Raw genomic sequence first — 13,438 nt, 5'->3', positions numbered from 1 at the left:
GGGTTCGTCGCGGTCGCGGTGTTCGTTACAACGCGTCGGAGTCCGGCGGTGGAGCGGGACTCATCGACGGGGCCGTCTCCTGCAACGGTCCCGTCTCGTCCGGCGGCGCCGCCTCTTCCCGCGGAGCCGCTTGCGATGCCTGCGTCGCTGGCGGAGCGGGGGGCGGGGGCGCCGCGAGATACGGCATGAGGATCGGGGTCATCGACTTCAGGATTTGAACCGGCAGGCCCGACGTGAAGCGGAAGGACGCCGCTTCGCGCCCGATGACGTAGGCGGTCAGCGTGCCGAAATGGCGGGGGCCGAGGTAGAACACGAAGGTCGCGGTGCGGTTCAGCGCGACGCCCCGCGTGCCCGAAACGACAATGCGGTTGTCGCCGGTGCCGGTCTTGCCCCCGACCTTGACCGGCGTGCCGTCGGGCAGCGCGAAGGCGCCGGCGAGACGGCGCGCGGTGCCGCCTTCGACGACTTCCGACAGCGCGCCGCGCAGCGCCGCCGCGACTTCCGGCGCCATTACCCGTTCGCCGGCGTCCGGCCGACGCGCGACGACCGTCTCGTACGGCGTCCCGGCGGCGAAGTGCAGCCGCTCGATGCGCGCGCTGCGCAGGCGAATCCCGTCATTGACGACGATCCCCATCAGTTCGGCGAGCGCGGCGGGGCGATCGCCGGCGCTGCCGAGCGCGGTCGCGAGCGACGGCACGAGGTGGTTGAACGGATACCCGAGGCGCGCCCAGCGGCGGTGGATCTCGAGGAAGGCTTCGACTTCGAGCATCGTGTAGATGCGTGAATCCTGCGCGCTCTTGAAGCGCGTCCGGAACAGCCAGCGATAGACGGCCTGGCGTTCGTCCTCGCTCGCCTCGACGGCGTCGCCGTAGCTCGCGCCGGAATTCGCCATTAGGTAGCCGGCGAGCCAGAGTTCGAGGGGATGGACGCGCGCGATGTAACCCTGGTCCGGCAGGTCGAAACTGCCGGGCGCGTAGCGCTTGTGGAGCGCGGCAAGGCGCGCGTCGCTCAGATTGGCGCCGGGCAGGCGCCCGCGGACGAACTCGTTGAACGCCGCCGCGGGCGCTTCGGGGTTCAGGTAGCGGTAGGCGGCGGCGAAGCGGTCGGCGGTCGGGCGCAGGCCGTCGAGCAGCGTCGCCTGGATTTCCTCCGGCGCCTGGCCTTGGTACTTGCGCCAGAAGCGGCGCAGGAAGACCTGGCCTTCCCGGTCGGCGAAGCGCGACAGGTACTCGTCGCGGCGCGGGTCGCTGTCGTCTTCGAGCAGCTTCGCGGTGCTGCCCGGGACCTGGTACATCGTGTGGCGCACGAGTTCGCGCAGCAGGCGCACGAACGGGAGGTTGATCGATTCCTGCAGGGCTTCGCGGATGGTCGGCATCCGCCCGTCGTCTTCCTTGCGGAAGTTGTTGAACGTATGTAGGCCGCCGCCGGTGAAGAAGGCTTCCCCCGGGCTCGCCGAGAACCGCCGTTCGAGCGCGGCTTCGAGCATTGTCGGCAGGTTGCGGTCGTTTGTCGCGATCAGGTAGTCGAGCGCCCACCTCGTCAGCCGGTCGTGTCGGTCGACCGCCGTCTTGCGCAGCGCCTCGACGGACTCTCCCGAATACTTGCGGTGCAGTTCGGCGACGAGTTCGAGGTAGGTCGCGAGCACGCGCAGCTTTGCGGTCGAGCCGAGTTCGAGCTTGCTGCCTTCGTTGATGTCGAGCGGCTGATCGGTGGTGTCGGTCTGCACGCGCACGCGATTGCCGTCGAGCGTGCGCTCGAACAGAGTGAAGCTGTAATGCACGTCCTTCAGTTGCCCGGGCGTCAGCAGGCGTTCGCCGATGATGCCGGTCTGGCGCGCGAAGTCGGTGTCGGCGAGCCGCCCGAGATGCTCGCTGACCGTCTGCTGCAGCCGCTGATCGAGCGTCGCCGCGACGTCGACGTCGAGGCGGTCGAGGTCGTACAACGAGATGCCGAGCATCCCGGCGAGCCGCGTGCGCACGAGCGTCGAACCCTTGTCGGCGTCGACCGGCACGCGCGGCGGGTTCGCGACGGGGTCGCGGAACGCGAGTCGCTGAGCGAGCGCGGCGTCGCGCAAGCCGGGGCCGATGATCTTCGCTTCGGCGAGGATGCGCAGGTGGGCATCGGTGAGGTTCGCGAGGTCGTCGCGACCGCGCCCGAGGTAATGCGACGGACGCCGGTGGGCAATCATCAGCCCGAGGACCTGCCGCAGCGCGAGGCCCTGCGCCGCGAGCACGTCGCCCTCGCCTTCGGCGGCCGAAAGCAGATCGTTGGTATGCGCGAAGTCGGCGCCGAACCACACCCACAGGCCGTCGCCGAGCCCATGCACCTCACCGTAGACCGGGGCGGCCGACAGCGGCACGGTGTTGAGGTAGTCGAGCACGAGGTCGCGGCGCGCCGGCAGCGTGTCGCGTCCTCCGCGATAGGCCCGCACGCTCGCCGACACCATCTGGCGCAGCTTTTCCTGCGCGGAATGGGTGACGCCGTCCGGGGAATGGCGGAATTTCTCGATCTGCGTCGCGAGCGTGCTGCCGCCGGGAGTGTTCAGATCCTCGTCGACGATTTTCGCGAGTTGCGCGAGCGCAGCACGGCCGAAGCGCGCCCAATCCACCGCGGGATTCAGGTACGGGCGTTCCGCGTCGAGCAAGTCGCGGTTTTCGATGAACAGCAGGCTCTGCACGACGCGCGTCGGGATCTGCTCGAACGATGCGTAGCTGTGGATCGGGTACGACGCGCTGTACACCGGCTCGCCGTAGGCGCCTTCGACATCGAGGCCCGCGCGCGTCTTTTCGCGATACGGCGGGAAATACCCGCGCGCGGTGAAATCCAGCAGCGCGGGAGAGAATCGCGCCTGGCTGTCGACGGCGAGGCCGCGGGCCTGCAGTCGCTGGATGAAGCTCGGCAGCAGCGCGTAGCCGAGCCGGACGTCGAACGGGCCGTGGGTCGGGAAGCGGATCGCGTCGCTCGGGCCCGGCTCGAGCCGAAAGCGGAGGTCTTCGGCATAGCGCGAGATTTCTTGGGACTGGAACCAGGAGGTGCGCATCTCGAACATCGCGAGGGCCACGGCCGTGATGATCGCGAGCAGCAGCAGGACGAGGACGAGACGTTTGAAAATTCTCCACCACCGGTGTGGTGACGGGTTCTTCGCAGTGTTGCCGGACACGTTTCCGCCCGAGTTATCCAATGGCGGCATTATCCCGAGTTCTGGCGCCGGGCGGGACCCGTCCGGCGCCAAAAAAACAACACTTTGGCGCGCTGTCGACAACGGAGGGAAGGAAGGCATCGCGCGCCGAACCGGAGAGGGGTGGAAGCTAGATCCGGATCCCCGAGCGTTTGATCAGCACCGCCAGCTCGCCGACGATTCCGCGGCGGAACGCGAGCACGCAGATCACGAAAATGACGCCGGTCAGCACGCCGACCCACTGTCCGAGCTGCGCGCCGAAGTTCTGGAGGCCGACGACGACAGTCGCGCCGACGACCGGGCCGAACACCGTTCCCATGCCGCCCAGCAGCGTCATCAGGACGATCTCGCCCGACATGTGCCAATGCACGTCGGTCAGCGACGCGAGCTGGAAGACGAGCGTCTTCGTCGCGCCGGCGAGCCCCGAGAGCGCGGCCGACAGCACGAAGGCGAGCAGCTTGTAACGGTCGACGTCGTAGCCGAGCGACACCGCGCGCGGCTCGTTCTCGCGGATCGCCTTCAGCACCTGGCCGAACGGCGAGTGGATCGTGCGGTTGATGAGCCAGAAACCGCCGAGGAAGATCGCGAGGACGAAGTAGTACATGTTCAGCGGTTCGCCGAGATCGACGACGCCGAACAGGCGCCCGCGCGGCACGCCCTGCAGCCCGTCCTCGCCGCCGGTGAAGGGGAATTGCAGCGCGAGGAAATACATCAGCTGCGCGAGTGCGAGCGTGATCATCGCGAAGTAGATCCCGGAGCGGCGGATCGCGAGGCTGCCGAAGAGAAAGCCGAGGGCGGCCGCCATCGCGGTGCCGGCGAGGATGCCCAATTCCGGCGTCAGCCCGATTTCCTTCATCGCGTAGCCGCAGACGTAGCCCGCCCAGCCGAGGAACGCGGCGTGCCCGAACGACAGCAGCCCGGTGTAGCCGAGCAGCAGGTTGAACGCGCAGGCGAACAGCGCGAAGCACAGGATCTTCATCACCAGCACGGGATAGACGATGAAGGGCGCGACGAGTCCGAGAACGATCAGGACCACCCAGCCGATGGTTTTGCCTTTCATTGCGCCCGGTCCGGTTCAGGAGGTTGGGGGAAGTGGCGTCGCATGCATGCTTTCCGCGTTCGGCGGCTCAGCGCTCGCGCCCGAAGAGGCCTGCGGGCCGCAGCAGCAGCACGATGCCCATGATGACGAAGATCACCACCGCGGACGCTTCCGGGTAGAACACGCGCGTGAGCCCTTCGACGAGCCCGAGGCCGAGCCCGGTGACGATCGAGCCCATGATCGAGCCCATGCCGCCGATCACGACGACCGCGAACACGACGATGATCAGGTTCGACCCCATCACCGGGTTCACCTGGAACACCGGTGCCGCGAGCACGCCGGCGAAGGCGGCGAGCGCGACGCCGAAGCCGTAGGTCAGCGTGATCATCAGCGGCACGTTGATGCCGAAGGCCTGCAGCAGCTGCGGATTCTCGGTGCCGGCGCGCAGGTAGGAGCCGAGCTTCGTGCGTTCGATGATGTACCAGCTGCCGAAGCAGACGACGAGCGATACCGCGATGACCCAAGCGCGGTATTTCGGCAGGAACATGAAGCCGAGGTTGAAGCCGCCGGAGAGCAGCTCCGGCACCGGGTAGCTCTGCCCGGAGATGCCGAAGCGGTAGCGGAACAGGCCCTCGATGATCAGCGCGAGGCCGAAAGTCAGCAGCAGTCCGTACAGGTGATCGAGCCGGTACAGGTGCTTGAGCATCGTGCGTTCGATCAGCATGCCGATCGCGCCGACGACGATCGGCACCGCGACGAGCGCGACCCAGTAGTCGATGCCGAGCGCGTCCATCGCGATCCATGCGAAGAACGCACCGGCCATGTACAGCGCGCCGTGCGCGAAATTGATGATGTTCAGCAGGCCGAAGATGATCGCCAGACCGAGGCTCAGGATCGCGTAGAACGAGCCGTTGATGAGCCCGATCAGCAACTGGCCCATCAGGGCCTGGATCGGAACGCCGAGGATGTCCATTTGGGGAGCCTGGTTTCAACCCACGGCCCCCGGCGCGACAAGAGGCGCCGAAAGCCGCGGGCGGATCAGCGGATTATTTCTTCACCAGCGGGCAGGTGCTTTCCGACAGCGGGATGTAGGCCTGGTCGGCCGGAATCACCTGGCGGATATGGTAATAGTCCCACGGGTACTTCGACTCCGACGGCTTCTTCACCTGCGCGAGGTACATGTCATGGACCATGCGGCCGTCGACGCGCAGCTTGCCGTTCTTCGCAAAGAAGTCGTTGACCGGCATCTCCCGCATCTTCGCCATCACCGCCTTCGCCTCGTCGGTGCCGGAGGCCTTGACCGCCTTCAGGTAGTGGTAGACGGACGAATAGTTGCCGGCCTGCACCATCGTCGGCATGCGCTTCATCTTGTCGAAGAAGCGCTTCGACCATGCGCGCGTCTCGTCGTTGTAGTCCCAGTAGAAGCCGGTGGTCAGGTACATCCCGGCGGTCGCGTCGAGGCCGAGGCTGTGGACGTCGGAGATGAACATCAGCAGGCCGGCGAGCGACTGCTTCGGCGTGATGCCGAACTCCCGCGCCTGCTTGATCGAGTTGATCGTGTCGTTGCCGGCGTTCGCGAGCCCGATCACCTGCGCGCCCGAGGCCTGCGCACTCAGCAGGAAGGACGAGAAATCGCTGCCGGGGAACGGGTGGCGGACGCTGCCAAGCACCTTGCCGCCGCTCTTCTTGACGACGTCCGAGGTGTTCTTCTCGAGCGAATGGCCGAACGCGTAGTCCGCGGTGATGAAGTACCAGGTCTTGCCGCCCTGCTGCACGACGGCCTTCGCCGTGCCGACCGGCAGCGAATACGTGTCATAGGCCCAGTGCGCGGTCGTGTCGTTGCACTGCTCGTTCGTGATCGGCGTCGAACCCGCGCCCGACACCAGCGTGACGCGGTTCTTCTCGTTGGCGACCTTCATCACGGCGAGCGCGGTCGAGGTCGTCACGAGGTCGACGAGCGCATCGACCTTCTGCGTGTCGATCCACTCGCGCGCCTTGTTCGCGGAAATGTCGGCCTTGTTCTGGTGGTCGGCCGAAATCATCTCGATCTTGAAGTCCGGCTTTTCCTTCGCGATGAAGTCGTCGATCGCCATCTGCGTCGCGGCGACGGTGCCCGGGCCGGCGAGGTCCGAATACGTGCCGGACATGTCGGTCAGTACGCCGAACTTCACGACGCCGTCGCTGACCTTCGACTGCGCGAGGGCCGGGCCTGCGGCGATCACTGCCGCGGCGACCGCCCATGCGAGAACTCTCTGTTTCATTTGTCTCCTCCTTGTTGTTCTGTTGCGTCAAACGCCCAGCAGCTTCTGCAGCACGTGCATCTTCGCGTCGAGCTCTTCGCGCCTCACCGTTTCGACGACCCGGCCGTGTTCGATGACGTAGTGCCGGTCGGCGAGCGGCGCGGCGAAGCGGAAGTTCTGCTCGACCATGATGATCGTGAGCCCCTTTTCCTTCAGCTTCGTGATGACGCGTCCGAGCGTCTGCACGATCACCGGCGCGAGGCCCTCGGTGATTTCGTCGAGCAGCAGCAGCCGCGCGCCGGTGCGCAGGATCCGCGCCATCGCGAGCATCTGCTGCTCGCCGCCCGAGAGCCGGCTTCCCGGGCTGTGGCGGCGCTCGGCGAGGTTCGGGAACATCTCGTAGATTTCGTCGAGCGACATGCCGCTGCTGTTCACGCTCGGCGGCAGCAGCAGGTTCTCCTCGGCCGACAGGCTCGCGTAGATGCCGCGCTCCTCGGGGCAGTAGCCGACGCCGAGGTGCGCGATGCGGTGGGTCGGCAGGCCGATGACCTCGCGGCCGTTGATCATCACCGAACCGCTGCGCCGGCCGACGAGTCCGAGGATCGCTTTCAGCGTCGTCGTGCGGCCGGCGCCGTTGCGCCCGAGCAGTGTCACGAGTTCGCCGCGGCTAACGTCGAAATCGATGCCGTGGAGGATGTGCGATTCGCCGTAGAACGCGTGCAGATTGCTGACGCGCAGCATCTCCACGTGTGGACCGCGCTCGCTCGCGTCAAGCATGTTCGGTCCCCATGTAAGCCTCGAGGACGCGTGGGTCCGCCGAGACCTGTTCGTATGGCCCCTCGGCGAGCACCGCGCCGCGCTGCAAGACGGTGATCGTGTCGCACAGATGGGAGACGACGCTGAGGTTGTGTTCGACCATCAGCACGGTGCGATTCGCCGACACCCGCTTGATGAGGTCGGCGACCCGCCCGACGTCTTCGTGTCCCATGCCCTGCGTCGGTTCGTCGAGCAGCAGCAGCTCCGGGTCGAGCGCCAGCGTCGTCGCGATTTCGAGCGCGCGCTTGCGCCCGTACGGCAATTCGACCGTCATCGTGTCGGCGAAGGACTGCAGGTCGACGGCGGCGAGCAGTTCCGCCGCGCGCGCATTCAGGACGTCGAGGCTCTTCTCCGAGCGCCAGAAATGGAAGCTCGTTCCGAGCTTGCGCTGCAATGCGACGCGGACGTTCTCGAGCACGCTCAGGTGCGGAAATACGGCCGAGATCTGGAACGAGCGCACGATGCCGCGCCGCGCGATCTGCGCGGACTTCTCGCCGGTGATGTCGTTGCCGTTGTAATGGATCGTGCCGCGGGTCGGCGTCAGGAACTTGGTCAGCAGGTTGAAGACCGTCGTCTTGCCCGCGCCGTTGGGCCCGATCAACGCGTGGATCGAGCCCCTGCGCACCTGCAGGTTGACATTGTCGACGGCGACGAAGCCTTTGAATTCCTTCGTCAGGTTTCGCGTCTGGAGGATGAAATCGCTGCTCATCGGGTCCGGCAGATCCTGTCCCGCTATCGAAGCTGAACGGTGCCGGCAGCAGGTGCGCGGCGCCAAATGACGTTTCCGTCCGGCTCCGGCTTATCGCACAGCGATAAGCGGTCATGCTGGACGTATATGGAATTTCGATCCTTTGCTGCCGGGCTAAGTTAACACCGGGCGTCCGGACGCGTCAATGCGATGTGGCTAGGGGTGTACCCGCATCGGCAGCCGCCCGGTACACCGCTCGAATGGCGGGCGGGGAACGGCTTTTGCCTACTCGCTTCGTCGGCGCCTGGCGGCAGCTTGATGGGTCGCCGAGCCTTGACGCGTTGCCGCCGGGCCACCGCCCGCGGCAGCACGGAAAACGGCTCGTCGACCAGCACGGCGAAGGCCAGAAAGCGGGGAGCGGAAAGCGAAGAAGGGGGAAAGGAGGAAAGAGATGAGCAACGAGAATACCCGGCCGACTACGCCCGAAACGCATCCTGGTGATCAGGCTGCGCCTGGAACGCCCGGCACCGGCGAGAACAGCTGCCGGACCTGCCAGGGAACCGGCAAGGTGGATGGCAAACCTTGCACCGACTGCGGCGGCACCGGTGTCGTCATCGAAGGCATCGGCGGTGCGTGAACAAGAAGCACCCGCGGGACTTTCCCGTAATCGCGGTGTCTTCCGTGGACGGCCGAGCCGCCCGCGGCGAAGCGGGCCGGTCCCGGGACTTTTCCGAGGAGGAGAATTTGCAATGGAGCACTACTTGCACAGGGTGTTGGGGATCTACGAGACGCGAGTCGAAGCCCAGGCGGCGCGGGACCGGCTTGTCGAGCGGGGGCTTGCTCCGGACAAGGTGAAGGTCTTCGCGTCGTTGCGTCAAAGCGACCGCGAGGCGCTTTCCGCCGACAGCGATGACGTGCTGAAGGAAGTGTTGCGCGAAACCGCGATCGGCACCGCGGTCGGCACCGCGGCCGGGGCCGTCGGCGCGATTGCGATCGCCGCGGCGAACCTCAGCCTGTTTGTCGCGAGTCCGTTGCTCGCTCCGCTGACGATGCTCGGCTGGGGCGCGACCGCCGGCGCGATCGTCGGCGGCGCGGCCGGCGCGCAGCGGAACAAGGGCGATGTCTCCGACCTCGTCAGGGACGCCCTGTCGAAGGGCCACGTGATCCTGCTCGCCCACACGATGAGCGAGGATCAGACGACCGCCGCGCGCGAGGTTATCAGTGAATCGATGGCTGAACTGAACGCGGCGCCCGACGCCGCGGGCGCGTGACGCCCGGGCGTCATTCGCGCACGCGGTAGGCGGAAGATGCGAGGTCGAGCACCGCATCGAAGCGGACCGGTGCGTCGTAGGGCTTGCGGAGCACCGCGTCGACGCGAAAGCGCAACTTGCGCTCGGCGCCGGGCAGGGCGTCGAGCGTCACGCGGACTTCCGTGAGGCGCGGCTCGTGTGCGGCGATCGTCCGACGCACGCGTTCGCGTACCGTTTCGCAGTCGTCCGCGCTCAACAGGCTCAGCCCGCTGAAGTCCGGGATTCCGAACGTGAGAATCGATCTGGCCGCGAGCGGCAACGCGTCGATGCCGGAGAGAGCGCTGACGCGCGTGTTGAGGAGCGCCTCCAGGTCGCGCGCCAGCGCGGCCTTGGGTGCGGCGGCGCCGAAAGGCGAGGGAGTAGCGTCGAAGGGGGCGCCGGGCGCGTCGTCGAGAAGGCGATCGAGCAATGACGGCAGTGCGCGGTCCGGCCAGTGATCCGCCTTCATCGACTCGTCGCCGTGACTTTAGAGACCGAACAGGTCGCCGAGCCGGTCATCCAGAAGCGCGCCATACGCGAGGAACATCGCCGCCGCCACGGCGGCCAGCAGCGCGAAATAGAGCCAGATCGGCAGTTCGTTGCGGACGTAGGCCGGAAAGCGATGGGGGAGCTTCCAGTGGGGCGCGAATTCGGCCGTGCCGCCGCGCACCTGCCGGATGTCCCGGCCTACGCGGTGCGTAAGGTAGGCGCGCTTCTCTTCCCCTTCGAGAAGGTACTTTCCCTGGAAGCCGAGCAGGAGGCAGGTATGAAAGACTTCGAGCGCCTCGATGTTTTTCGCCGGATCGACGCGCAATGTTTCCAGCCGCTCGAAAAACGCCTCCCCGGCGAGGTGTTCGCCGAAGAGGCGCAACTGCAGCGGCATCCGCTCCCATTCCTCGCGGATCGCGAATTCCGAAGCCAGAATGATTTCGTCGAGCAGTGAACAGAAGGCGTACTTCGCGTGCTCGATCGCTTCGCCGGGCTTGCCGAAATTGCGCGCGTGGCGTTCGAAGTCGGCGAGAAAACCGTCGATGCGCTGCGTGAAGGTGCCCAGCGATTCCGGCGCGTTGCCGTCGCGCAGGAGGAACAGCAGATAGACGCCGTCTTCGAACAGGCCGCGCAGCGTCGGCACGTTGGGCGTGCAGGCGGCGATCGGTCGAGGCGGACGGGGAAGTCCGTACGCCGGCGCGGAATCGTTGGCCAGGGAGAGGGGGACAGTCATCGGAATACGGCGATCAGTTCCAGCTTGAGGGCGGCGAGCGTCTGCGGCACGTAGATGCATACCGAGCGCGCGCGCAGCATGCGCTCGAAAATCGCGCCCTGCGGTTCGAGGGCGAAGTAATGGTTGCCGACCCGCACCGGGATCGACGCGGGCGTTTGCGCGGCGTAGGTCAAATTCACGCCGCGCAGCGCGGAGTTCAGGATCTTGTCGACATCGTCCGGGGCGCCGACCTTGAGCTTCAACGGGACGGTCTCGATGATCTGCGCGGCCGGCAACTCCCCCTGCACCGACAGGTAGAAGTCCACGCCCTCGACGAGGCGGTCGGTCGCGAGATGGCCGAGATGGAACGACGGCTTCGGCGTGTCGAGCGGGATGAGCGCGTAACGGGACGAAATCACGGTGTCGAGCAGCTCGCGAATGCCGGAGTCGAGGAGGTCGAGCGTCGTGAATAGAGCTTCATGACGATAGGGCGGCAGGTCCGCGAGCGAACGGGTGCTCGAAAACGTCAGCAACTCGCCATAAAGCTCGGCGAGCGCGAGATAAAGTTCCTCCGGATGCAGAGGCGCGGCGTCGAAAAGATGGTTGAGTCGCGCGAAGTTGCGATTGACGGTGTGCAGCAGCCAGAACGACGCGATGTCGCTCGTCCCGTATTCCATCACGCTCTTCGTCCGCTCGCGGTGGATCCGGCCGAGCGCGTCGCTCTTCACGAGCAGGATGTCGAGCAGGCGCCGGATCAGGCGGAGGGGGTGCGGCACCGCCCGGCTACAGGTCAGCGGCGGCAGCCAGTCTGGGTCGCTGCGCCACTGACCGCTCGCATCCTTCGCGACACGCGCGATCGGCACGCACTCGTAGCCGTCGCGATTCTCCTCGGCCGCCATCAGCCGCACGTCGAGCTCAAGCGTGGTGACCTCCGCCTCCAGCGCATCGGTGTAGAGGTCCGCCATGTGCGCCCGACCGTTGCGGAAGCGCGGAGGGCGCGACGCGGCCGCGGCGCCGTCGCCAGTGTTGCGTCCGTACGCGCTGAGGTCGGGCAGGCATGCGTAAACAATCGTTGCGACGTCGACCTGCGTGATCGCGGCGAGATCGCGCGACGGCGGAAGCGGCTCGTGCTCGGGCGCGACACAGCGCGTGCCGTCGCGGAACGTGACGTCCAGCCGGTCCGCGCGGATGAGCCCGTTTTTCAGCGCGGCTTCGTCGAGATCGAGCGCCCCGACCCCCCATGCGTGGCGCCGCAGCGACCGCACCCGCTCGGAGAGCGCGTTGTCATGGAACAGCATCTGCTGCTGGAAGTGTTGCGGGCGCAGGAACATTCCTTCGCCCCACAGCACGCGTTTCGCCTTGAGCATCCTTCGTTCCCGTCCGAACCGACCTAGCCCCTGCTCGCGGCAGGGCGGCACTGCGGCCGGTGGTCGACCGGCTGGCCGGGGATTGCGAGTGCTGCGGGCTCGAGCAAGGTCAGGTGGCAGTCCTCGACCCGGAAGCGCAGCCCCTTCGCGCGGATCGACTGCGCTTCGATGAGGAAGCGCCAGTGCTGGCTGTCCGGCTCGCGGAAGAATCCGGCGATGCCGACGTAGCGGGTCTCGGGCGCGAGCATCTCGGCCTCGGAGCGGCTTCCGCCGGGCACCAGCAGGAGCTCGCGGCGCGACACGACCTGGTCGCCGAAGAGCTCCTTGTCGTCGGCTGCCCGTGCGGCCGCGTCGAACGTCAGGAGGTCAAATGCGCTCCGGTCCTTGAGCTGGTACAGCCGCACGACCATCGAAAGCGGCTCGCCGTCGATGTCGCGATTGATGACCGGCGCGGCGACCGCGTCGATCTGCAGGGAGTGCGGCTTCGTCGCGCAGGCGCCGAGCGCGAGCGCGGAGACCACGATGCCGACGCCGCGCGCCGCCGAGAGAAAGACGCGGGCGGGTCGTAGACGGCGGTCAGGAACGAGCGTCGCGACGGGCAGCGCAACGGTGCGGAATAACGGGCGGGCGGCGACGAACGACATCGGAAGCAGGTGCTGGCGCAAGAGGGTGAGCGGGAGTGCCGAAAGTGGCAAACGGCGATTGTATGTCAATTGCAAATTGTTGTACATGTGACATATGAATAAAATATAATGTTTTTCGCATGTTCTCGGACTCCCCCGGGAGGCGCTTGTCCGTCGTCCAGGAATTCGACTCGATCTCATGCCTTCACCCGCTTCCCAGTGGCTCGTATCGGCGCTCGCCGGTCTGTTCCTCGGCCTCGGCTGGATCGCGCGACGTTTTTTTTATGCGCCGCTTGTGGATGCCGCAGTACCGATGCGAGACGCGCCGTCTCGGGGAGCGGGAAGGCGCAGGGCCGGGGCGCGCGCGACGCTCGTTGCGGCGTTCGGCCGGCCGGTTGTCCGTTGGCTTTCGCTCGTGGTCCTTATCGTCGGTGCGATGGTCGCTTTTTCCGCGGAACTCGCCGGCCGGCTGCAGAGTGTCGTGCCGCCGTCGGACGGCGGCGTCGGGGCGCTTCGCCTTCCGTTCCGCTCCGATGCCGACGTGCTCGTGGCTCCGCCGCCTTTACCGCCTTCGTCGTTCGTGTCCGAAGCGCGACCGGCGCTCGCGACGGCGGATCGCGACTGGGGACGGCTCGAGCCGCGCTTCGCGCGCGGTGCTCGACGTCGCGGCGAAGATGGAGAGACGGGGCTACCCGGTGGTGCTGATCGAAGGTTATCGCTCGCCCGAACGCCAAGACGTGCTGGCCGACGGCGAGCAACGGGTGACGCAGGCGCGCGGCTTCCAGAGCAAGCACCAGTACGGACTGGCCGCGGACCTCGCGCCGCTGCGGGACGGGCAGATCGTGCTGTCCGAGCGGGATCCGTGGGCGTGGCGGGCGTATCAGGCGCTCGGCGAGGCGGCCGAAGCAGCCGGGCTGGTGTGGGGCGGACGCTGGTCGCTGCGCGACTACGGGCACGTCGAGTCGGCGGACCGGCGGATGACGAACGGGGGCTGAGC

At 66.9% G+C, this 13,438-nt stretch carries 13 protein-coding genes; 3 read left to right on the top strand and 10 right to left on the bottom strand.

Annotated elements, in window-relative coordinates:
• Positions 1–25: 25 nt before the first annotated feature.
• The 6 genes from V6M37_RS01875 to V6M37_RS01850 all read right to left on the bottom strand — a co-directional run bounded on the left by V6M37_RS01875 (position 26) and on the right by V6M37_RS01850 (position 7,982).
• Positions 26–3,190, bottom strand: a complete 3,165-nt coding sequence (locus tag V6M37_RS01875; protein ID WP_332670559.1) for a transglycosylase domain-containing protein — start codon at positions 3,188–3,190, stop codon at positions 26–28.
• A gap of 118 nt (positions 3,191–3,308) precedes the next feature.
• Positions 3,309–4,238, bottom strand: coding sequence for a branched-chain amino acid ABC transporter permease (locus V6M37_RS01870; protein WP_332670557.1), 930 nt, complete (start codon positions 4,236–4,238; stop codon positions 3,309–3,311).
• 67 nt (positions 4,239–4,305) lie between these two features.
• Positions 4,306–5,190: a branched-chain amino acid ABC transporter permease gene (locus V6M37_RS01865; protein WP_332670555.1), complete on the bottom strand. Its 885-nt coding sequence runs from the start codon at positions 5,188–5,190 to the stop codon at positions 4,306–4,308.
• Between the two features lie 73 nt (positions 5,191–5,263).
• Positions 5,264–6,478: an ABC transporter substrate-binding protein gene (locus tag V6M37_RS01860; RefSeq protein WP_332670552.1), complete on the bottom strand. Its 1,215-nt coding sequence runs from the start codon at positions 6,476–6,478 to the stop codon at positions 5,264–5,266.
• Between the two features lie 27 nt (positions 6,479–6,505).
• Positions 6,506–7,234 (bottom strand): ABC transporter ATP-binding protein, encoded by a 729-nt coding sequence (locus V6M37_RS01855; RefSeq protein ID WP_332670549.1) that lies wholly within the window; start codon positions 7,232–7,234, stop codon positions 6,506–6,508.
• Positions 7,227–7,982: an ABC transporter ATP-binding protein gene (locus tag V6M37_RS01850; RefSeq protein ID WP_332670547.1), complete on the bottom strand. Its 756-nt coding sequence runs from the start codon at positions 7,980–7,982 to the stop codon at positions 7,227–7,229. The genes V6M37_RS01855 and V6M37_RS01850 overlap by 8 nt, the downstream gene beginning before the upstream one ends.
• Before the next feature lie 430 nt (positions 7,983–8,412).
• Here V6M37_RS01850 and V6M37_RS01845 point away from each other — a divergent pair, with 430 nt between their 5' ends.
• Together V6M37_RS01845 and V6M37_RS01840 are read left to right on the top strand one after the other, a co-directional pair.
• A complete protein-coding gene (locus tag V6M37_RS01845; protein WP_332670545.1) occupies positions 8,413–8,598 on the top strand; it encodes a hypothetical protein in 186 nt (61 codons plus the stop codon).
• Positions 8,599–8,710: 112 nt separating this feature from the next.
• Positions 8,711–9,232, top strand: coding sequence for a hypothetical protein (locus tag V6M37_RS01840; protein WP_332670542.1), 522 nt, complete (start codon positions 8,711–8,713; stop codon positions 9,230–9,232).
• A gap of 10 nt (positions 9,233–9,242) precedes the next feature.
• Here the strand turns inward: V6M37_RS01840 and tssE are convergent, their stop codons facing one another.
• The 4 genes from tssE to tssJ are packed head-to-tail and all read right to left on the bottom strand — an operon-like array spanning position 9,243 to position 12,462.
• Positions 9,243–9,719, bottom strand: a complete 477-nt coding sequence (gene tssE, locus V6M37_RS01835; protein WP_332670541.1) for a type VI secretion system baseplate subunit TssE — start codon at positions 9,717–9,719, stop codon at positions 9,243–9,245.
• 18 nt (positions 9,720–9,737) lie between these two features.
• Positions 9,738–10,472: a type IVB secretion system protein IcmH/DotU gene (gene icmH, locus V6M37_RS01830; protein WP_332670539.1), complete on the bottom strand. Its 735-nt coding sequence runs from the start codon at positions 10,470–10,472 to the stop codon at positions 9,738–9,740.
• Positions 10,469–11,818 carry a type VI secretion system baseplate subunit TssK gene (gene tssK, locus V6M37_RS01825; protein WP_332670536.1) on the bottom strand — a complete coding sequence of 450 codons (1,350 nt, stop codon included), beginning with the start codon at positions 11,816–11,818 and terminating at the stop codon, positions 10,469–10,471. The genes icmH and tssK overlap by 4 nt, the downstream gene beginning before the upstream one ends.
• 23 nt (positions 11,819–11,841) lie before the next feature.
• A complete protein-coding gene (gene tssJ / locus V6M37_RS01820) occupies positions 11,842–12,462 on the bottom strand; it encodes a type VI secretion system lipoprotein TssJ (protein ID WP_332670534.1) in 621 nt (206 codons plus the stop codon).
• 653 nt (positions 12,463–13,115) lie between these two features.
• Between tssJ and V6M37_RS01815 the strand changes: the two genes are divergently transcribed.
• Positions 13,116–13,436, top strand: coding sequence for a M15 family metallopeptidase (locus V6M37_RS01815; RefSeq protein WP_332670532.1), 321 nt, complete (start codon positions 13,116–13,118; stop codon positions 13,434–13,436).
• The last annotated feature ends 2 nt before the right edge of the window (positions 13,437–13,438 follow it).

The sequence above is a fragment of the Aromatoleum sp. genome, from assembly GCF_036675785.1.
In the GTDB taxonomy this organism is placed as follows: domain Bacteria; phylum Pseudomonadota; class Gammaproteobacteria; order Burkholderiales; family Rhodocyclaceae; genus Aromatoleum.
This window is presented reverse-complemented; position numbering and strand designations above follow the sequence as displayed.